Genomic DNA, 20,852 nt, shown 5'->3' with positions numbered 1-20,852 from the left:
CTTAGCACCCACTAATACTGATTACTCGCATTTCCAGAAGAATTTCAATTCGATTAATTTTTCACCCCAACCTCTACATCGGTCTGTTAAAAGTATTACAAAAAGAGTAATTGACATTCTAGGAGCTGTTGTTGGGCTGTTAGTTACAGCCGTAGTGACAGTTCCTGTATCAATTGCTACTCTAATTGACAATCCCGGCCCGATATTTTATTGCCAAATTCGCTGTGGTTTGAACGGAAAACCCTTTAGGATGTGGAAATTCCGTTCTATGATTGTCGGTGCAGATAAACTCAAGCATTTAGTGAAAAACGAAGCTACAGGTCATATCTTTAAGTGCACTGAAGACCCTCGTATTACTCGCGTAGGTAAAATTTTACGCCGCACTAGTTTAGATGAATTACCTCAGTTTTGGAACGTTCTACGCGGAGAGATGAGCTTAGTTGGTACTCGTCCGCCTACTCCTGATGAAGTAATGCATTACCAAGCACATCACTGGCAAAGACTGCGAGTTAAACCAGGTATGACAGGAGAATGGCAAGTAAATGGTCGTTCTAGCATCAAAGACTTTGAAAATATCGTCGATATGGATATTGACTATCAACGCAAATGGTCAATAGCCTACGATCTTAGTCTGATTTTCAAAACTATCTTGGTGGTACTGACAAAACGTGGAGCCTACTAAAATTTTTCTGCTGTCTTCACTTCCATTTGTCAGGATGCATCTCCATTAATTTTTAATTTTTAATTTTCTATCCTTTCACACCACTTCCAGTTTCTGTCGGTACTATATAGCGTTGTAAAAATAAAAATAATATCAGTACAGGAACAATAGATATTACCGATCCAGCAGCTACTAAGCGCCAATCAAGAGAGAACGTACCCGCTAGTTTGGCAACTCCCAAAGGCAGGGTATATAAATTTTCGTCTTGGATGACAATTAAAGGCCAAAGAAAGTCACTCCAGGAACCGATAAAAACAAAAATTGCCAGAGTAACCAGTGCAGGACGAATTGCTGGTAACATGATATTCCACCATAAGCCTAGCTCTGAACAGCCATCCATCCGTGCTGCTTCTTCCATTTCTTTGGGAACACTCATAAAAGCTTGTCGTAATAGAAAAATGCCAAAAGCAGAAGCTAAGCTCGGAAAAATCATTCCTAAATAAGTGTTTCTTAAACCCAACTGGACTGTCAAAATATATAGAGGAATCATCACAATCTGGAAAGGAATCATAATTGTAGAAACGATCGCAATAAAAATCCAGTCTCTTCCCGGAAAGGACAGTCTTGCTAGAGGATAAGCAGCCAAAGCGCAAAACAGTAAATTTAAGCCAACAGTCAGCACCGCTACAAGAGTACTGTTGAATAAATACTGTCCAAAGGGGTTGGTTTGCCAAACACTGACAAAATTTTCCAAAGTAGGTTGACTTGGCAATAACTGCGGCGGCGACTGAAAGATATTTTCCGTTTGAGATTTTAATGCCGTACTAATTAGCCAAAGCAAGGGAAAGAGGGTTACTAATGCGATCGCCCCTAAGAGTCCGTAGATTGTCAGAATATGAAGTTGTGAGTTGCTCTTTGAAAAATTCATAATTTACGTCTGATGTGAATTGAAATGACGACCAAAGTCATGTTTAAAAATCGACCACCGATGCACATAGATGTACACAAATAAATACAGATGGTTTATTCATGTGAGTTTAGTCATTTTTTGATGTTTGCTTATTCAAAAATAATTATACTGTTACTAAAATACATGCTATTTTGCATCGCGAGTTCATATTAGATGTAACTTCTCTGAATTTACTGATTTGATATTTAATTGTAAACATTTAAATTCTCTTATATTAGAGGGGCAGTATGTAGGATTTGCGTACTTCAAGAGCCTGTACGACAGAAAGTTTGTGAAATAGTCTAAAGCAAATAATTCAATCCAGTTTCTGTACAAACAGCACCTAAAGGTTTATCCCAAGGTTCAATAGGCAATTCAGGCAAATAGGCAAAATCAAAAACAATGCCAATTGTCGGTTTCTTTTCCCACTCAGGTGCAGCTAGCAAGCGATCGTAATATCCTCCACCGTAACCCAAGCGATATCCTTGATAGTCACAAGCAACACAAGGTATGAGAATTAAATCCACTTCAGTAGGGTCTATGTTTGGGGCGTCAGGATGAGGTTCGCTAATGCCATAAGCCCCAATTTGTACTGTGTCATTAAGTGTCCAAATATGCCAATACAGAGAGTTGCCAACGCAACGAGGTAGTCCCCATATTTTTGTAGAGTAGGCATCAAACAAGGGATTCAAATCTGGTTCTTGACGAAAGCTGAAATAAGCAAGAACTGTTTTTGCCTCGGTAAACAGTGGTGAAGTGAGAATGTGCGTGCAAATGCGATCGCTCTTTTGTTTCCATTGTTCAACTGACATAGATTGACGTTTTTTCAAAAGCGATCGGCGTAGTTGTGTTTTTTCCATCCAATCATAAAGAATGAACCACAAAGGCACGAAGACACCAAGGAAACACTTCTTTGTGTCTTGGTGTCTTTGTGGTTATATTATGCCTAATTCAACTCAGACTAAACTCAAGCAGCGTTCTTACGCCACCAGTCAATCGTATTCTTAAGCCCTTGTTTGAAGTCTACTTGAGCAGTAAAACCAAAAGCTTGTTTTGCCCTTTCGGTATCCAAACAACGACGGGGTTGACCGTTAGGTTTGTCGGTTTCCCAAACAATTTCACCCTCATACTCCATCAATTCACAAATTAGATTAATCAAATCGCGGATGGAGATTTCGTAACCAGTTCCCAAGTTCACTGGTTCCGAGTCGTTGTAGAAATGAGTACCCATGACAATTCCCCGTGCTGCATCTTCTGAATAGAGAAACTCGCGGGTAGGACTGCCATCACCCCAAACAGGGATTTTCTTTTCTCCCTTGATTTGTGCTTCGTAAACTTTGCGAATTAGTGCCGGGATCACGTGGGAACTTCTGGGGTCAAAATTATCTTCTGGCCCGTACAAATTCACTGGCAAAAGATAAATACCATTAAAGCCGTACTGTTGACGGTAAGCCTGTAGCTGTACTAACAAAGCTTTTTTTGCCACACCGTAGGGGGCGTTGGTTTCTTCTGGGTAGCCATTCCACAGGTCATCTTCTTTAAATGGCACTGGGGTAAATTTGGGATAGGCGCAGATAGTACCTACACAGACGAATTTCTCCACACCAGCTTGATAGGCAGCGTGAATTAGCTGGGTTCCCATCATCAAGTTGTCGTAAAACAATTCGGCGGGTTTTTCACGGTTGAGACCAATACCGCCGACGTGTGCAGCTAGATGGATGATAATGTCTTGTTGGTCAGCTGCACGCTGACAATTTTCCATCAAGCGTAAATCGCAATCACGCGATCGCGGTACTGTGATTTTCTCTAAACTCGCTCCAGCTTTACACAACTGGTCTACTACCTGTCGTCCCAGAAAACCTGAGCCTCCGGTGACGAGAATCCGTTTATTCGTTAGTTCTAAGGCGTTCATCTTTTGTCCTCGTGGTTCTTGTTCACAGGTGCAACACGCCTACTTCTTGCCTAATCATGGCATTATCCTTAATTACGTTTGCCACTGTTCCATTAGGAGAAGTTAATCCCAAGGCTTGTAAGTCTGCTTCCACCATCAGGGCAACTAGTTCTGCAAATGTTACCGAGGGTTTCCAACCCAACTTTTGCCGTGCTTTTGTAGAATCACCTATTAGCAAATCTACTTCTGCTGGGCGGAGATAGCGTGAGTCAAATTCTACATAATCTTGCCAATTGAGATTTACATAACCAAATGCCAGTCCTAGAAACTCTCGCACTGAATGAGTTTCACCAGTGGCAATCACATAGTCGTCAGGCTCATCTTGTTGCAACATCATCCACATTGCCCTGACGTAATCTTTGGCGTAACCCCAATCTCGCTTAGCGTCTAGATTACCCATGTACAATTTTTTCTGTCTGCCGGCAAAAATGCGGGCCACTGCCATTGTAATCTTGCGCGTGACAAATGTTTCACCCCGTCGGGGAGATTCGTGGTTAAAAAGTATGCCATTGCAGGCAAACAAACCGTAAGACTCTCGATAGTTTACTGTTTGCCAGTGAGCATAAACCTTAGCGCAGGCATAGGGGCTGCGGGGGTAAAACGGCGTAGTTTCCTTTTGGGGCACTTCTTGTACCAAGCCAAACATTTCTGAAGAGCCAGCTTGATAGAAACGCACTTGAATACCAGTACGACGCTGATAATCGCGGATCGCTTCTAACAAGCGCAGCGTTCCCATTCCAACGGCATCAACCGTGTATTCTGGTGCATCAAAGCTTACCCTCACATGGGATTGAGCGCCTAGGTTGTAAATTTCTGTTGGCTGGATTTCTTCTAAAATGCGGCGCAGTGTGGTACCGTCCGTCAAGTCGCCGTAGTGAAGAAACAGCCGCACTCCCTCTTTGTGAGGGTCTTCATAAATGTGATCGATGCGGTCTGTGTTGAAGGTGGAAGTCCGGCGAATAATGCCATGAACCTCATAACCTTGTTCGAGTAAAAACTCACTCAAATAGGAACCATCTTGACCGGTAATACCAGTAATCAACGCTCGCTTTTGTTGCGTCATGCTCAATAATCCCTTGTCGTTTCTGATGATTATTTATACAGGCGACCTGGTACAACCTAGCAAGTATTTGCTCAATTGCCCAATGGGAAACCTACTAATCTCACTTGGCCTCAGCTAGTTTACCTCAGTAAATACGCTGATTCTAAAATATTTTTACGAGTTACCTCGTAGCCAAAACAGGAAAGTGTATTGATTTCATCTAGACATTTTTAAAATTTTTACTAAAAATTTATATTAATTCTGGATTTTGTGAAGAAAAAATGAAGAAAAACATTAGGTTATACCATTTTGGATTTTAGATTACCCTGCGGGAAGCCGAAGAAGGCGCGTCTATAGATTTTGGATTGGGAATGACTGTCTCTGTCGGGGTTCTGTCAATCCATCTATCGCAATCATTTTTTAAATTGGTGTTAGTTATGAATAATAAATTGTCAATAATAAATTAATTTGAATTTTGGGTAGATTTGGCTATATTTTTTCAAAGTTTATGAACTAGATTTCCTACTTCTTTCTTCCTTGCTTTTGAAAAATTTTGGGGCATTAACTGCCCCGGTAAATCAGCGTTTTGTACTTTTTCAGTAAGCTCCGTTATCTTTGGGCATAATGACCACACGAATCGTTTTCAAAACTATCCATAAATCGAGCCAAAAATTCCTGAATTTTACATAATGCAGGTCAATTTGTACTCGCCTAGGGTAAGGAATGTCATTGCGTCCAGAGACCTGCCATAAACCAGTTATGCCAGGTCGAATAGTCAAAATCTGATCGATGTGACAACCATATTTAGGTAGTTCTTCCGTTACCAAAGGTCGCGGACCAACAACACTCATGTCCCCTTTTAGGACGTTCCAGAACTGAGGAAATTCGTCCAAACTAGTAATTCTCAAAAATTTACCAATTGTTGTAATCCGGGGGTCATGCTTGAGCTTAAAATTGCTTTCAAACTCGTGCCGCATCTCAGGCGATGTATCCATCATTTGCATGAGTATTTCGTCAGCATTAGTCACCATCGTGCGGAATTTAATGCAATTAAAAGGCCTGTAGTTTTTACCTACCCGTTCCTGGATATAAAAAATTGGGCCTTCTGAGCTTAAAGCAATTAGAGAGGCCAAAATTAAGTAGACGGGGGAAAACAAAATTAGTACAGAGAGCGAAAAGACAATATCAAACAGTCGCTTGGCAAACTCTCCGTTTAAAGCCTGAAAAGACAAACCTCTGGGTTTAAACCTGGGAGTCGTCTTTCTGGATTGACCGCGTTTTAGGAATGTACGCGATCGCCCGATCCACGTCAACCTAGCTTCACCGGGTTGTAAACGTGCTTCAGTCACAGAGGCACTATCAGAAAAAGAGCGCCCTGTCCTGGATGCACTACGCGATCGCTTGCCGGAGAGGAGTGAGCTCTGGGCAGTCATCATACTCCTTAATAATCCACACCACACATAGTCCCAATCTTAAAGCCAAACGCAGGTGCTTCTGGGAGCAATTTTCCAAAAGCCTACGCAAAAAAAGAACTTACACGGACTTTTGAAATTTTTTTTCAATGCACTTGTGTAAAAATTCTAGGTAACACTGAGCGAAAACTGGCGCTTGAAACTGAGCGGCGTGCGATCGCGCATACTCGGGATTAAACTTACCTCTGTAGGTTTCAAACGTTTCTGTGGCTTCTATTAAAGCCGCCTCTGTTTGTTCCTCAAACAATATACCCGTTCCAGTTTCTCCCCACGTGCGAATATCCCGCACTGTTTCTTTGGCACCACCAGCACCATAAGCAATCACTGGCGTGCCACAAGCTTGTGCTTCTACTAAGGCAATGCCAAAATCTTCACAAGCTGCATACACGAAACCTTTAGCATGAGCCATATATTTTTTTACAACCTCATCAGGTTGCCACCCCAATATTTGTATATTAGAGTTTGCCATTTCACGAATTTTTTTCATTTCTGAACCTGTACCAATTACTACTAATTTTTTTTGCATTTGGTTAAAAGCCCTGACGATTAAAGATACTTGTTTGTAACTAACCAACCGGGAAACAGTTAGATAAAAATCCTCTTTGTCAGCCAAAAAAGGAAAACTCTCGATATTAACAGGCGGATAGATAACAGTTGCTTTGCGTCGATAACAGCGCCAAATTCGCCGAGCTGTATGCTGGGAATTGGCAATAAAGTAATCAACACGATTAGCACTCAATACATCCCACGAACGCAAACTGTGTAATAAATATCGAGTTGCCCACCCAGGTAAACCACTTCCCAACTTGCTGGCGCGTAGATAGTCAAACGTTAAGTCCCAGGCATAGCGCATGGGACTGTGGCAGTAGCAAATATGCAACTGTTCAGGAGTAGTGAGAATCCCTTTAGCAACAGCATGGGATGAAGAGAGAATTATGTCATACGCCCGCAAATCGAGTTGTTCAATTGCTAAAGGTAAAAAAGGCAAGTACTTTTGTATACCTCTGCGGGCAAAGGGGAAATGCTGAAGAAACGTCGTGCCAATTTGACGCTTGTATAAATAACTCTCCGGGTTGCTAGATTCAAAATCGATGAGGGCGTATAAGTCCGCATCAACATGGTTCAGAATTTCCCGCACTACTAGTTCTGAACCGCCTGTGGCTTTAGGTGTCAGCCACTCATGCACTAAAGCATATTTCAAGGGCACAGCTAACTTTAATTAGATAGGTAGAAAACACTTAGCAAACTTATGAGGTTAACTGAAAAGTTTCCCTTTGTATTAAAAAAATGGGAAATGCCCCATATCCTAAGAAAAGACGCAATCCTCTCAAAAGAGGTTCCACAGATACCGCAAGCTGATAATCTCAAATTGGTGATTGGTGATTGGTGATTGGTGATTGGTGATTGGTGATTGGGTACTAGGTTCCTAATCCCTAATCCCTAATCCCCAGTCCCTAATCCCTAATCCCCAGTACCCAGTCTCTAATGCAACTGACATAAAATTGGGGATTTATGCGAATTTTAATTATGGGTGGCACTCGATTTATTGGCGTCTACCTCACTCAACTGCTAGTGCAGCAAGGACATGAGGTGGTACTTTTCAATCGTGGCAATCGTCCGGCACCAGTTGGGCGCGTAGGACAAATTACGGGCGATCGCACTGACGCCACCCAACTCAAAGAAAAACTGTCTAAAGAAAATTTTGATGCCATTTTTGACAATAACGGGCGGGAACTTACTGATACTCAACCACTAGCAGAAATTTTTCAAGACCGCGTGCAAAATTTTATCTACATGAGTTCTGCTGGCGTGTATCTGAAATCAGACCAAATGCCTCATACCGAAGGCGATGCCATCGATCCGAAAAGTCGCCACCGGGGTAAATATGAAACAGAAGCTTACTTGACACAACAAAAAATACCCTTTACCTCTATTCGTCCCACATACATCTACGGGCCCCAAAACTACAACGACTTGGAAGCTTGGTTTTTTGACCGAATTGTGCGCGATCGCCCTATTCCCATTCCTGGCAATGGGTTACATATTACCCAGCTAGGACATGTCAAAGATTTGGCCAGGGCTATGACCAAAGTTTTGGGCAATTCTAAAGCGCTAAGGCAAATTTACAACGTCTCTGGCGATCGCTTTGTCACTTTTGATGGTTTAGCCCGTGCGTGCGCTGTTGCTGCTGGCAAATCTCCTGACGAAATCAAAATCGTCCATTACGACCCGAAAAAGTTTGATTTCGGCAAGCGCAAAGCTTTTCCCCTGCGGACACAGCACTTCTTTGCCTCAGTGAATAAAGCCATAACAGAATTAGATTGGCAGCCCGAGTATGATTTAATTTCGGGGTTAAAAGACTCATTCGAGAATGATTATTTGGTGTCAGAGCGAGATAAGGCAGAAATAGATTTTTCTGTAGATGAGGAGATTTTGCAAGCGAACAGTCAATAGCTAATTGCTAATAGCATTTGTCATCTAAAGCACATTTAATTTGCATATTCGATTCAGGGTAGAAGGTAGGTTAACTTTACCCCTTCTTGCCCCGATCGGATGATGTGATAATATTAATTTTTATGCCAAGCTGAAAACTCTTGGTCAATTATATGCAACGAGATAAAGTAATTGCTACTCTAAGAAATCTGAAGACTAATTTGAGAGTTTTAGGTGTTCATTCCCTAGCTTTGTTTGGTTCTGTGGCTAGAGATGAAGCTCAATGCAATAGCGATGTAGATATTTTGGTTGATTTCGAGCCACCGATAACCTTTGACCGCTACATGGACGTGAAATTATATTTAGAAGATCAGTTGGGAACTCGCGTAGATTTGGTGACTTGGAAAGCTCTGAAGCCACAAATTCGTGAAACTGTAGAGCAAGAAGCAATCTATGTCACGTAATCTCAAGTTGTATTTAGAAGATATTGTTTCGAGTTGTACGAAAATACTGCATTACACCCAAGGTATGACTTTTGAAGAGTTTGTTGCAGATGAACGTACTTTTGATGCTGTAATTTTTAACCTTTTAGTAATTGGGGAAGCTGTGAAAAATTTTCCCCAAGATATACGTACTCGTCATCCTCAAATAGAGTGGCGTAAGATTGCTGGCTTACGGGATATTCTTGCTCATACCTATTTTCAAGTGGAAGATGAGATTATTTGGGATATTGTGCAAAGTAAAATACGACCTTTACAACTACAAGTACAGCAGTTATTAGATACAGGTTTTGGATTCTGATTGAAACGATAAAAAGGATATTACAAAAGGGAAAAAGGGGGAACTCTTAACAGGAAAAAAATGCGCGTTGTGGGTTTAAAGCCCACTTTGAACAAAGAATTGTTTTGAGAGGCACACGAGCCGAAAAACCAAGCGTCCTTATTCCCACGTTTTTAAGCGTATTTAAGAGTTCCCTTTGCAATTCGTGTCAGACCCGATCAAGAGGTTGATGTGGTTCCGGTGGCAGTTCGATGGTGAACGTGTGTGTCGCACTGCGGCTGACTGCTATCACTACGCCGCCCATCTGCGCCACCTAATTGGCTCTATTTGACAAATCACGCAACCTCTCATCAAGCATTACCTCCACCAATTATTCTACGTTCGCTTGACTTTGAATCTGTTTCATTTGGGGTACTTATGCTGCTTGTTTGCGGTAAAAGATAAATTGCTCCAGAAATCAACGTCAGGGCGACAGAAATCCAGAAAGCGATAAGGGAAGGAATTTTCCAGATTTCCGGTAAGGGTGCAATTAAAAGGGCGATCGCAATTATTTGGCTAACAGTTTTGAGTTTGCCCCAAATATTTGCACCAGTAATTTTTGTTTGATTGACACGCCAACCTGCGATCGCTAATTCCCGCGCCAATATCAGAAATACTCCCCAAGCCGGAATTTGTCCGAGTTCAATAAAAGCTAGTAATGGGGCGAGTACTAGCAATTTATCCACTAAAGGGTCGAGAAATTTACCCAAGTCACTAATTTGATTGAGTTTCCGCGCTAAATAACCATCTAACCAGTCAGTACCAGCTGCAACTAAAAAAATTGCCAAGCACACCCACCTAGCTGTTGGCGTGGGGTTATGTAAACCGTAAAGCAGAAATGGCAACCCCAAAAGGCGGGAGAAGGTAATCCAATTAGGTAAAGTCATGCGATTTTAAATTAGGTAATGGGAAAAACAATTACCAATTACCAATTGTTAATCTAAAATTGCTATGACTCAACAAACTAATTCCCAATCCAGAATAGAACGCGATTCGATGGGCGATCGCCAAATCCCTAGTAGTGTTTACTACGGTATACAAACACTACGTGCCACAGAAAACTTCCCCATCAGTGGTATTAAGCCTTTACCTACGTACGTAGATGCTTGCGTTTTGATTAAAAAAGCTACGGCTATAGTCAACGGCGAACTAGGTTGTATTCCCCAAGATATCAGTCAGGCAATAATTCAAGCTGCGGATGAAGTGCTAGCTGGCAAGTTCCGCGATCAGTTCGTGGTAGATGTGTATCAAGCTGGTGCTGGCACTTCTCATCACATGAATATTAACGAGGTTCTAGCAAATCGGGCGTTAGAAATTCTCGGCGATGAGAAAGGTAACTACAAGCGTGTCAGTCCCAATGATCACGTTAACTACGGGCAGTCTACCAATGATGTGATTCCAACAGCAATTCGTATTGGTGGTTTATTGGCGTTGTCCAGAACACTGCACCCAGCTTTGGAGACGGCGATCGCGGCATTAGAGGCAAAAGCCTCGGAATTCCAAGATATCGTTCGTTCTGGTAGAACCCACATGCAAGACGCCGTACCTGTGCGCTTGGGTGAAAATTTTCGTGCTTGGGTGCAAATCCTCACAGAACACCAAAATCGGATTTACGCAGCTAGTGGGGATTTGATGGTGCTGGGTTTGGGTGGTAGTGCAGCGGGTACAGGGTTAAATACCCATCCCCAATATCGCACCCGTGTGGTAGAAACTCTTTCAGAACTAATTAACACTCCTTTACAACCTGCACCCCACTTGATGGCAGCTATGCAGAGTATGGCACCATTTGTCAATGTTTCCGGTGCTTTGCGTAACTTAGCCCAAGATCTGGTTAAAATCTCCCACGATTTGCGATTGATGGACTCCGGGCCGAAAACTGGTTTAAAAGAAATTCAGCTACCACCAGTGCAACCTGGTTCTTCGATTATGCCGGGTAAGTATAACCCAGTCATGGCAGAGATGACATCAATGGTGTGTTTTCAGGTAATGGGTTATGATAGCGCGATCGCACTGGCAGCCCAAGCAGGACAATTAGAACTGAATGTGATGATGCCACTGATTGCCTATAACTTAATTCACAGCATCGAAATTCTTGGTAATACTATTGCCGTACTCACCGAACGCTGCATTCAAGGAATTACTGCCAACCGAGAACGTTGTTTAGCATATGCGGAAGGCAGTTTAGCTTTAGTAACAGCTTTAAATACTCACATTGGCTATTTGAATGCCGCAGCTGTAGCAAAAGAATCTTTGGAAACAGGCAAATCTCTGCGGCAGATTGTACTGGAAAAAGGGCTAATGAGTGAGGCGGAATTAGCCAAAGTTTTAAATTTAGAACAAATGAGCCAAATTGTACCCCTCGAATAAATGTAGTTAGTAGATAGTAGATAGTAGATAGTAGGTATTAGATGGTAAATAGTAGTTGATTGTTGGTTGTTTTCCCACTAACCACTAACTACTAACTAACCACTAACCACTAACCACTATGCAGACTCAAACACCATCTGTCAGTTTAATCCGCGCTACTTCCTACGGACGCGAGGCGTTACGGAAATCTTTAGAAACGCTGCTGGAACCATTTGGGGGAATGACGGCGTTTGTTAAACCAGGGAATCGCGTTTTACTTAAACCTAATTTACTAACAGGCGCACGTCCTGATAAAGAGTGTACCAGCCGCCCAGAATTGGTTTATGCAGTAGCACAGATGGTAATTGAGGCTGGTGGTAAGCCATTTTTAGGTGACAGTCCTGCTTTTGGCAGCGCTAGGGGAGTAGCCGTGGCAAATGGCTATTTGCCGATGATAGAAGAACTCAATCTGCCAATTATCGATTTCCACGGGCATCGTTACCAAACTGTCAGTGAGGAGTTTAACCATCTGCTACTCTCCAAAGAGGCAATGGAGGCAGATGTGGTGATTAATCTACCCAAAGTGAAATCTCACGTCCAACTAGTACTTACCTTAGGGGTGAAAAACCTGTTTGGTTGCGTCCCTGGCAAAATGAAAGCTTGGTGGCACATGGAAGCTGGCAAAGATGCAAACAGATTTGGGGAAATGTTAGTAGAAACTGCCAGGACAATTAACCCCAATTTGACTATATTAGATGGCATCATCGGTCATGAAGGAAATGGTCCCAGTGGCGGTGAACCACGTCCGCTAGGTATTTTAGGGGCATCAACAGATGTATTTGCTTTAGATCGGGCAATAGTAGAAATACTCAATGTGCCAGCCATACAAGTACCCACTGTGGCTGCATCCATGCGTCTGGGGGTTTGTCCAGAACTAGAGGCTATCTATTATCCTCATTTGCATCCCAGCTTATTACAAATAGATGATTGGCTGTTACCGGACAAGTTTATTCCTATCGATTTTGGTATGCCTCGCGTGATTAAGTCTACGTTCAAACATCTTTACATTCGATTTATTAAGGAACCAATGAGCGCTTATGGTAGACGTTAACTGGACTGAGCGTCTAATGTTGGCAATAAGTGCATACTCTGCTACAACAATTTCAAAATCAGCAGAGTAAGCTGAAAATACCCTCCGATTGCTTAACCAGACCGCCCTACTCTACTAGTGGCGGTTTTTTTAGTTTTAGTTGGTTGATTGTTGATGAAATTTTTCTTTTGTAATTTTGGATTCACTACTGAAAAAAATCCGTATATATCCTAGAAAGATGCAGATTACTCTTTCTGTTGTCTCTATTGTTTATCCCCTAGTCCCTATTTTCGATCAAGTATAATCAATTGTCTTTAGTTCACTTTTTATTCATCTATCTATTTGCAGATTGACAAAATAAAAAATTATGGTTATTAATTTTATTACTGCCCGTTGTGTGAAGATTTTTTGAGTGTAATCACTGAGTCAGAATTCTAAATACAAGGTTTTTATCTATATTTACTATAGGCTAAAAACTCTTATTAAAGAAACTATATCAAAGTTACTAAAATTTTAAGTACTAGTACTTAGTAATTCAATAAAATATCGATGTATGTCCAGTGCTTTTTCGGTATATAACTGATGTATCAAAAAAATAAATGCATGTCTCTAAGCTTTATTAATAATATTTTGCAAGGTTAAATACTGTATATACACTTACATTTTTCTCTCAAAAATAATTGAAAAATGTAATTATTGATGCCAGGAATTTAGCCATGCCGAATGCAGATATTACAAGATACAGCAGAAAATGTTGCAAAAATAGTTACACAGTTATTATGATTATCTTGGAAGGTGAATTAGTATCAAGTTTTTCAGACCTAAGAAACTAGGATAATACTTTCAAAAATGAGTGCCATGCTTGACGACTAGAATATTTACGGTTAAAAAATAGCTAAAATAGTAGTTAGGCTCTTCAAAAAGAGTCAGTCTACAACTGATGTAACTAACTTGATTTTTTATGGATTCAAACAGTCAGTCTGCCGATTCATCCGACACGTATTCTCATCGCTTGGCAGACATTGTGGGAACTTTGATTGGTCTGTTAACTTTGACTGTACCCCTGTTTGTCATTGCTAATTACTCTTCAACCAATGTTCCAAATAACCAGCCATCCTTCACATACAACCTCAAAAATAAGTGAAAATTAACAGATGAATTGAAAGCACGATTTTACAACCGAAGGTAGTTATAACAGAACACTACTGATTTCCAGGTTAGTGAGGCGGGTAATATTGTATTTAGACGCTAAGCAACAGAAGAGTTCTCTGCATTGCCTCAATTGACAGCAACTTTTAAGATAGTTAGCTTTGTGGTTGCTTACTAAATAAACCCTCAGAACAATAGAAGTGGTGAGAACAAAAGGCTTCTCACCACTTCTATTGTTGCCGCATGGACGCGCTTTGCTAAGCTTACGGTAAGGTAGCAGCGATCAGCCTTTAATTCACATCTATCTTGAAAATATCTTCCCCGATCCCCAATCCCTATTTTCAAGCTAAACCCCCACGGGCATTAGCCCACAACGAGGCGATGAAAATCTCTTCCCCTTTCCCCTTTCCCCTTTCCCCTATTTTCAAGACAGATTTCGTAGAACGGATGTGTCCCTATTGGCCCTAAAATTCTACACGGGGAACCAACAAAGGCAGTACCCATGTTTCACTGTTAACTCAGGAGTTTTGTTGTGGACTTATCCCGTATTCCTGCTCAACCCAAACCAGGTTTAATTAACGTTCTGATTGAAATTCCAGGCGGGAGTAAAAATAAATACGAATTTGACAAAGACTTGCAGGCTTTTGCTTTAGACCGCGTGCTTTATGCATCCGTACAATACCCATACGACTATGGCTTTGTACCCAACACTTTGGCTGATGATGGCGATCCGCTGGATGGTATGGTAATAATGGATGAGCCGACTTTTGCTGGGTGTGTAATTGCCGCACGACCAATTGGTATGCTAGAAATGATAGATGGTGGCGATCGCGATGAAAAAATTCTTTGTGTTCCTGACAAAGATCCTCGCTACGCTAATGTCAAATCTATCAATGACATAGCCTCACACCGACTAGAAGAAATAGCTGAATTTTTCCGTACGTATAAAAATCTGGAAAAAAAAGTAACGGAAATTCTCGGTTGGCATGATGTTGATAAAGTCAAGCCCTTAGTAGAAAAATGCATCAAAGCTGGTAGCAAATAAGTTCGGGAAAGTAATTCTGAAACTACCTGAAAATTTCCACCAGCCAAGCGCAGGTGAAGGCGGCTAAAGGTTAACCCGACTTCGCCGAAAGGCAGAAGTATGCATGGCGAAGTCATTCACGTCAGGTAGATACACAGGAGCCAGCGCCATCAGCAGTTGCCCGTAGATAGCACTAGTGTGGCAGCTATTCGGATACAAGCTCCTAAATGTAATTAGGTCGAAGAATGTAATAATAGTTACTCTTTGAAAAGCTCCTGCGGGCGTCTGCAAGATGCGTAACACAAGGCACAAAGCATCTTGACTCTCAACCCCTAAATTATATTTATGGGTTCCTCCTGTTTCCTGTCTACCAATGGATACTTTGCTTTGCATTCACTGCCTTCCTCATAACTGCTTTCTTGCCACAAAATCTTAAACTCCATGCAGCGCACGCTTCTTCTGGCAAAAATTCACAATTGCACTCTCACGGCAGCTAACATCAACTACGTGGGCAGTATTAGTATTGATCGCATCTTGATGGAGAAAGCTGGTATCTTACCTTATGAGCAGGTGCAAGTAGTGAACATCACCAATGGCCAGCGCTTCATTACTTATGCGATCCCAGCTCCAGCTAATTCTGGAGCAATTGAGCTAAATGGGGCTGCGGCACGTCTAGGCATTACTGGCGATCGCCTGATTATAATGTCTTACGGGCAGTTCACTACGGAAGAGTTAAAAACTTACTCTCCTACTGTTGTCATTGTGGATGAAAACAACCGTATTTTTGAAGTTCGGTGCTATGATGACCTGCTCAGTCAGACCTAGTTGCAAAAAAGATGTCAAATTTTGAGCTGTCGCCTCCGCAGAACCACATAAATCAACAGCAAATTACCCAGATTCCCAACCAAGAGGGGAAATTTGTAGTCAAATTCTGGGGTGTACGGGGTTTAATTCCCACCCCAGGTGGCAATACTAGCTGCTATGGTGGTAATACTGCCTGTGTAGAGATGCAGGTAGCTGATAAGCATTTGGTTTTTGATGGAGGCACAGGCTTACGCCTACTAGGAAAAAGTTGGCTAGAAATACAACAGCCACTAGAAGCTCATTTATTTTTTACTAACTCCCAATCAAATCGTATCCAAGGTTTTCCATTCTTTGCTCCTGCGTTTGTTGCAGAAAACAGCTTTCACATCTATGGAACAGCAGCTTCAAACGGAGCTTCTATAAAGCAGTGCTTGTGCGATCAGATGTTACTACCGCACTTTCCTTACCCTTTACAGGTAATGCAGTCAGAATTGCAGTTTCATAATTTGATTGCGGGTAAAGCAGTGAAACTAGATGATGTCACGATTACAACAGCATTAATCAATCAAACGCAAAAGTCTATTGGCTATCAAGTTAGTTGGCAAAACTATAGTGTTGCCTACGTAACGGATTTGCATCAGGATGTTGATGAAACGGAGCGAAGACGAATAATACAGTTAACAGAAGGTGTTGATTTGCTAATTGCTAATCTCACCACTCCTCCAACATTCCATAAAGCTGACTATAGTGATTCACACTGGCAAACTGCTGTTGATTTGGCTGTCACATCTGGTGTTAAACAATTAGTACTTTCTCACTACCACCCAGATGACTATGATGATTTCCTCGACCGGGTACAGATGGAAATTACATCTGCTTTCCCCAAAGCCTTAATAGCTCGTGAAGGATTAGTTTTAGTTGTTGTTTAGCGAATGGCTTTTCTGTCGAGGATTATTGTTGTAAAACTCGAACATTTTATCAACTATCTACAAATAACTCAAAGCCATAGAACGAGAACCAATACTACTTCGGATAAGACCAAGAATCTTGTGTAGAGAACAAACACGAAATTTCGCGTCTCTACATGCCACAATAACCACGAAAAATCCTATCCCTTGCAGTATTGGAACGAGAATAAATCAAACGCGCTAGTCTCCTAGGGAATAGGGACTGAGGTAAGAGTCAAAAAGCCAAGAGTCAACAGTCCAAGCTTTTGACATTTGACTGTTGACTCCGGACTTCGCGTAGCAGTCAGATTAGTAATTCAAAATTCACTCATCAAATATTTAAAACTCAAACACGGTTATATCTGGGCTAGTCTATAAGTGAATTTTAATTTTATTTTTCAAAAAAATGTTAAGACTTATCACAGACTTTGACGGCCCAATTATAGATGTTTCAGAACGGTACTATCGTGTTTATCAACTCTGCTTACAAAAAACCCGACGTCCAGATCAAAAAGTAAAAGAACTTTCCAAGCCAGAATTTTGGCAGATGAAGCGATCGCGCGTACCTGAGAAACAAATCGCCATGATTTCCGGTTTGGATGAGGTGCAAGCACAAGAATTTGCACAACTACGGCGGCAAACAGTACATACAGAACCTTACTTTCAGTACGATCGCCTTGCTGTTGGTGCTGTGGATACACTGTTAAAAATCCAACAGGCTGGTATTGATTTAGCAGTGATGACTATGCGTCGAGTCTGGGAACTAGACTATGCCTTCAAACAATATGATTTAGGCAGATTCTTTCCAGAAAATCGCTGTTATTGTCTAAGTAACGACTATATCAAAACTCGTGACATTGACGATAAACCATTATTAATGGCACGGGCCTTAAAGGAATTACCACCTGCCGCATATACTTGGATGGTGGGGGATACAGAAGCTGACATTACTGCTGCCAAAAAGCATGGTATTAAGGCGATCGCTGTAGAGAGCGGCATCCGCGATCGCGCTCAATTAAAACTTTACCACCCGGATATAATTGTTAAAGATTTTAGCGCAGCCGTTGATTTAGTCCTTGAGCGATCGCTGCAACCAATCGGTCATTGGTAATTGGTGATTGGTGATTGGGAAAGAGGCTTGTTATAGTTCTTCCCCAGTCCCTTCCAGTCCCCTCTCCCTAGTTCCCATTACCCATTACCTAATTACCGTAGAAAGCTGCTGATCAGCCACAACAATATAAAAGTTATTACTGTCGAAAATTGATTTGCACTCAGACTAATAAATTGTTGTATTTGCGGCATTACCCAGTTAGCGACCATTCCTCCAGCAATTAAGCCTATGATTAAACCGACTAGGGTGAATAAAACCGCTCGACCAAACTTACCTTCCTTGCGATTGATAAAGTAAATACTAATACCTACACCAAGCACCAGCACCATCTGCAAAATCTGATCGCCTCCAGCTTGGTAAAATACACTGATGGCACTCAAACCCAAATACCAAACTCCAGGCAAAACAATATCTGCTGGTGTTGGGTTATCCAACATTCTTTGCAGCCATGCAGGCGATTTCTCACGAGGTGTGGGAGTTTCTTGAGGAGGTGGTTGTACCAGACGTTCTGGAAACCTAATACGTTCAGGCACTCTGATTTTACCTTCTTGGCGCATCCGCAAGCGATCCATCAAAATCGCGTCATAAGCAGCCTCAATCATTTCTAGGCGTTTAGCATCGCCACTGTATTGCTGCAAGAGGCGATTGCGAATATCCTGAATTTCATCGAAGCTAGCTTCCTCAGATACCCCAAGTTTTTCGTAGGGATTTTGCTCGCTCATGGGAGTTTGTTAGTTTAGCCTTAATAGGCAGCAGTCTTTTTTGCAGAAAAAATAAATAATTCTAGGTTTTATGTCGGTCGAAACCAATGTTTTGATCGATTTGTATATCTTACCTGGATAGTAACACGGGCAAGCATAATCGATCTGGTAATTTTAACTATAGACACTTTAACATATTGCTAGAACTCCGTGTATCCCCTCATGTCGTTCACCATTTAGAGCTTTACTCTAGAATTTGAGCTAAAAATACCTACAAGGCTTTTTTATGAAAAAAACACCTTTTGTGTTTCATATTTGGCAATTAACTGTACCTTAACCAAGTTTGATTTGGTCAACTGTACTATTGCCTTGTGCCATAAAGCCACGTATAGATTTAAAATTAAAGCGTTAAAATTACTAAGTAACTATGATATGAAAGTGTTTTAGTTTACTTAATTTAGTGGCTAAGGTAAGAATATCTGCTTACCAGACACGAGGTTAACAATTATTAGCTCGAAACAGTTCAGGGTGGCATTATAAGAAGATTCGCGCTTTAATTGTCGAAAATCCTGATTAAACTAGTATTTAAATAATCAGGGAATCTGCGCGTTAACCTTGTAGATTATTATTTTCTCCCAAGTAGAAAATGCGTTTTTAACGCACACTGCATGTTAATCCTAATAAATTTTTGTACAAAGTGATGGTCATGGCTCCTGCCAAGATTCTTGTAGTTGATGACGACCCTGCGGTTCGCAATTTAATCCAACGCTTTTTAATGAAGCAGAACTATCAGGTGGAGGCCGCTGAAGATGGTAAGACTGCCTTAGCTCTATTTGAGCAATTTAACCCAGACTTGGTGATATTAGATGTCAATTTACCAGATGTCATTGGGTTTAACCTCTGCCAAGATATGCAAAGCCGTAATGGCGTTTTTGTTCTCATGTTGACTAGCCGTGCAGATGAAGCTGATAAAATTCGCGGCTTTTCTAAAGGTGCTGATGACTATCTCACCAAGCCATTTGGTTTGGGAGAACTAGAAGTCAGAGTCGCAGCTATTTTGCGGCGTCAGCGGGTTGTAACTACGGCAGAACAAAAGCGTCTGGTATTTGAAAAGTTGATGATTGACCCAGTGCGGCGAGAGGTAACGCTTAACAGTGAACCAGTACCCCTAACTGCTCTCGAATTTGACTTGTTACATTTTTTAGCCAGTCATCCAGGTCGTGTTTGGCGAAGAGCAGAGCTGATCCAAGAAGTGTGGGACTATGAATATGTAGGCGATCAGCGAGTTGTAGACGTACACATCGGTCAAATTCGCAAAAAAATTGAAGTCGATGCTAGTCAACCAGCATTAATTCAGACAGTGCGTGGGGTTGGCTATAAGTTTGAATGTCCTACTCTTCCCCAGCAGTCTGAAAAAGTCCAGTAGTCAGTAGTCAGTAGAGACGCGATTAATCGCGTCTGTACCACAGTTCAATAGCCAAATAACTTTTAGATTGTGGGCTTGGAACTAATGACTACACTACGAAACTTCTAACCAAATTCACCCAGTCTCCCTGATAAATATAATTTCTGCAATTACTTTAAAATACAAACCACACCGTTCTTTATCTTTAAAAGTTGATTTATGAATCTCAGCTTTCCTAAATGAGAAACCTTACTAGGAAATAGTTTTTTCAAAACCCAAAATAGTGACTCACTTAAAGTATAAGCCAGGAGCGGCGATTTTCGCCGCTCTGTAATTGGCTTGATCTTCTAGGTAGATTGCGATATCCGGGCTAAATTGACGATATTTTTCCAAGAAGTTCAGTTTGCCCCAGTTATTTTTTTTGCAAGAAAAATTAATCAACTATACCACACTCACCCTTAAAATCAGTTGCTTCTTGCACGAAACCTAGTTATGGGGTACGGTATACCGTACCCCTATTGGAGTATCGACCACAATAACACTGCTAATTGACGCACCTAAAACCAAAGTGTTTAATACATTGGCTTTTGGACATGAATTGGAATCGGTGCAGTACATTTTTGCTTAGCAGTGGTGGAACAAAGTTTCTAAGTACACACGAGCAGCACGGCGATCGCTATCTCCATTTTGGAGCAAAAACAACGAAAGTGCCGCCGTTAAGACTCGGTTTTCATCCCAGTCAGGATGCTTTTCTAAGTAGTTTTTCAGAGATTCGTGCAGTGTCTCAGGAATTTCTGTAAAGATGCTAACTGTTGCGTTCATGAGATTTTTCTCCTTGGCAGTGTCCATCACTAGGAAATCTTGCTTGTAATTAGAGCTACAGGATGGGAATACATAATTTCTTGTCCTTCCCCGATCCGAGTATCTGCGGCAACAACGAAAGGTATT

General features: G+C 41.5%; 23 protein-coding genes. 13 read left to right on the top strand and 10 right to left on the bottom strand.

The features are described 5' to 3' along the window. Window positions 1-52: 52 nt before the first annotated feature. Entirely contained in the window at window positions 53-682 is a 630-nt protein-coding gene (locus FIS9605_RS0129615) for a sugar transferase (RefSeq protein ID WP_231510505.1), read from the top strand. Window positions 683-749: 67 nt separating this feature from the next. On the opposite strand, the gene FIS9605_RS0129610 is transcribed toward FIS9605_RS0129615, so the two are convergent. From FIS9605_RS0129610 to FIS9605_RS0129585, 6 genes are all read right to left on the bottom strand, one after another. Then, window positions 750-1,589 carry a carbohydrate ABC transporter permease gene (locus tag FIS9605_RS0129610; RefSeq protein ID WP_026735813.1) on the bottom strand — a complete coding sequence of 280 codons (840 nt, stop codon included), beginning with the start codon at window positions 1,587-1,589 and terminating at the stop codon, window positions 750-752. 323 nt (window positions 1,590-1,912) lie between these two features. Next, window positions 1,913-2,470: a 5-formyltetrahydrofolate cyclo-ligase gene (locus tag FIS9605_RS0129605; protein ID WP_026735812.1), complete on the bottom strand. Its 558-nt coding sequence runs from the start codon at window positions 2,468-2,470 to the stop codon at window positions 1,913-1,915. Between the two features lie 107 nt (window positions 2,471-2,577). Continuing rightward, the gene (locus tag FIS9605_RS0129600; protein ID WP_026735811.1) at window positions 2,578-3,522 is read right to left on the bottom strand and encodes a GDP-L-fucose synthase family protein; all 945 of its coding nucleotides are present in this window, start codon (window positions 3,520-3,522) and stop codon (window positions 2,578-2,580) included. A gap of 22 nt (window positions 3,523-3,544) precedes the next feature. Continuing rightward, entirely contained in the window at window positions 3,545-4,624 is a 1,080-nt protein-coding gene (gene gmd, locus FIS9605_RS0129595) for a GDP-mannose 4,6-dehydratase (RefSeq protein WP_026735810.1), read from the bottom strand. Window positions 4,625-5,199: 575 nt separating this feature from the next. Next, on the bottom strand, window positions 5,200-6,036 hold the full coding sequence (locus FIS9605_RS0129590) for a sugar transferase (RefSeq protein ID WP_026735809.1): 837 nt from the start codon (window positions 6,034-6,036) through the stop codon (window positions 5,200-5,202). Between the two features lie 100 nt (window positions 6,037-6,136). Continuing rightward, window positions 6,137-7,282 carry a glycosyltransferase gene (locus FIS9605_RS0129585; RefSeq protein WP_026735808.1) on the bottom strand — a complete coding sequence of 382 codons (1,146 nt, stop codon included), beginning with the start codon at window positions 7,280-7,282 and terminating at the stop codon, window positions 6,137-6,139. Between the two features lie 305 nt (window positions 7,283-7,587). On the opposite strand from FIS9605_RS0129585, the gene FIS9605_RS0129575 reads away from it, so the two are divergent. The 4 genes from FIS9605_RS0129575 (at window position 7,588) to FIS9605_RS46245 (ending at window position 9,619) form a co-directional block, all read left to right on the top strand. Further along, window positions 7,588-8,529: an NAD-dependent epimerase/dehydratase family protein gene (locus FIS9605_RS0129575; RefSeq protein ID WP_026735807.1), complete on the top strand. Its 942-nt coding sequence runs from the start codon at window positions 7,588-7,590 to the stop codon at window positions 8,527-8,529. A 152-nt stretch (window positions 8,530-8,681) separates the two neighbouring features. Then, entirely contained in the window at window positions 8,682-8,972 is a 291-nt protein-coding gene (locus FIS9605_RS0129570; RefSeq protein ID WP_026735806.1) for a nucleotidyltransferase family protein, read from the top strand. Continuing rightward, window positions 8,962-9,309: a HepT-like ribonuclease domain-containing protein gene (locus FIS9605_RS0129565; RefSeq protein ID WP_026735805.1), complete on the top strand. Its 348-nt coding sequence runs from the start codon at window positions 8,962-8,964 to the stop codon at window positions 9,307-9,309. Before FIS9605_RS0129570 ends, FIS9605_RS0129565 begins: the two co-directional genes overlap by 11 nt. A 184-nt stretch (window positions 9,310-9,493) precedes the next feature. Then, entirely contained in the window at window positions 9,494-9,619 is a 126-nt protein-coding gene (locus FIS9605_RS46245) for a hypothetical protein (RefSeq protein ID WP_269321080.1), read from the top strand. A gap of 19 nt (window positions 9,620-9,638) precedes the next feature. On the opposite strand, the gene pgsA is transcribed toward FIS9605_RS46245, so the two are convergent. After that, complete coding sequence (gene pgsA / locus FIS9605_RS0129560; RefSeq protein ID WP_026735804.1) at window positions 9,639-10,214, bottom strand: CDP-diacylglycerol--glycerol-3-phosphate 3-phosphatidyltransferase; 576 nt, start codon at window positions 10,212-10,214, stop codon at window positions 9,639-9,641. A gap of 64 nt (window positions 10,215-10,278) precedes the next feature. On the opposite strand from pgsA, the gene FIS9605_RS0129555 reads away from it, so the two are divergent. The 4 genes from FIS9605_RS0129555 to FIS9605_RS0129540 all read left to right on the top strand — a co-directional run bounded on the left by FIS9605_RS0129555 (window position 10,279) and on the right by FIS9605_RS0129540 (window position 14,957). After that, the gene (locus tag FIS9605_RS0129555; protein ID WP_026735803.1) at window positions 10,279-11,694 is read left to right on the top strand and encodes an aspartate ammonia-lyase; all 1,416 of its coding nucleotides are present in this window, start codon (window positions 10,279-10,281) and stop codon (window positions 11,692-11,694) included. A 118-nt stretch (window positions 11,695-11,812) separates the two neighbouring features. After that, the gene (locus FIS9605_RS0129550) at window positions 11,813-12,784 is read left to right on the top strand and encodes a DUF362 domain-containing protein (protein WP_026735802.1); all 972 of its coding nucleotides are present in this window, start codon (window positions 11,813-11,815) and stop codon (window positions 12,782-12,784) included. A gap of 940 nt (window positions 12,785-13,724) precedes the next feature. Further along, window positions 13,725-13,907, top strand: a complete 183-nt coding sequence (locus FIS9605_RS0129545) for a hypothetical protein (RefSeq protein ID WP_026735801.1) — start codon at window positions 13,725-13,727, stop codon at window positions 13,905-13,907. Between the two features lie 537 nt (window positions 13,908-14,444). Continuing rightward, complete coding sequence (locus tag FIS9605_RS0129540; RefSeq protein ID WP_026735800.1) at window positions 14,445-14,957, top strand: inorganic diphosphatase; 513 nt, start codon at window positions 14,445-14,447, stop codon at window positions 14,955-14,957. 63 nt (window positions 14,958-15,020) lie between these two features. On the opposite strand, the gene FIS9605_RS0129535 is transcribed toward FIS9605_RS0129540, so the two are convergent. Then, on the bottom strand, window positions 15,021-15,329 hold the full coding sequence (locus tag FIS9605_RS0129535; RefSeq protein WP_026735799.1) for a hypothetical protein: 309 nt from the start codon (window positions 15,327-15,329) through the stop codon (window positions 15,021-15,023). A 48-nt stretch (window positions 15,330-15,377) separates the two neighbouring features. On the opposite strand from FIS9605_RS0129535, the gene panD reads away from it, so the two are divergent. The 3 genes from panD to FIS9605_RS0129520 all read left to right on the top strand — a co-directional run bounded on the left by panD (window position 15,378) and on the right by FIS9605_RS0129520 (window position 17,798). Next, window positions 15,378-15,761 (top strand): aspartate 1-decarboxylase, encoded by a 384-nt coding sequence (gene panD / locus FIS9605_RS0129530; protein ID WP_026735798.1) that lies wholly within the window; start codon window positions 15,378-15,380, stop codon window positions 15,759-15,761. A gap of 11 nt (window positions 15,762-15,772) precedes the next feature. Further along, a complete protein-coding gene (locus tag FIS9605_RS0129525) occupies window positions 15,773-16,669 on the top strand; it encodes an MBL fold metallo-hydrolase (protein WP_026735797.1) in 897 nt (298 codons plus the stop codon). A gap of 424 nt (window positions 16,670-17,093) precedes the next feature. Further along, window positions 17,094-17,798 (top strand): HAD family hydrolase, encoded by a 705-nt coding sequence (locus tag FIS9605_RS0129520; RefSeq protein WP_026735796.1) that lies wholly within the window; start codon window positions 17,094-17,096, stop codon window positions 17,796-17,798. Between the two features lie 92 nt (window positions 17,799-17,890). On the opposite strand, the gene FIS9605_RS0129515 is transcribed toward FIS9605_RS0129520, so the two are convergent. Then, a complete protein-coding gene (locus tag FIS9605_RS0129515) occupies window positions 17,891-18,520 on the bottom strand; it encodes a CPP1-like family protein (RefSeq protein WP_026735795.1) in 630 nt (209 codons plus the stop codon). Window positions 18,521-19,205: 685 nt separating this feature from the next. Here FIS9605_RS0129515 and FIS9605_RS0129510 point away from each other — a divergent pair. Next, window positions 19,206-19,925, top strand: coding sequence for a response regulator transcription factor (locus FIS9605_RS0129510; protein WP_026735794.1), 720 nt, complete (start codon window positions 19,206-19,208; stop codon window positions 19,923-19,925). Between the two features lie 603 nt (window positions 19,926-20,528). Here the strand turns inward: FIS9605_RS0129510 and FIS9605_RS0129505 are convergent. Continuing rightward, entirely contained in the window at window positions 20,529-20,726 is a 198-nt protein-coding gene (locus FIS9605_RS0129505; protein ID WP_026735793.1) for a DUF2811 domain-containing protein, read from the bottom strand. Window positions 20,727-20,852: the final 126 nt, after the last annotated feature.

It is taken from the genome of Fischerella sp. PCC 9605, assembly GCF_000517105.1.
GTDB lineage: Bacteria > Cyanobacteriota > Cyanobacteriia > Cyanobacteriales > Nostocaceae > PCC9605.
The sequence above is the reverse complement of the archived record's forward strand: the minus strand, read 5'-3'. Positions and strand labels throughout refer to the sequence as shown.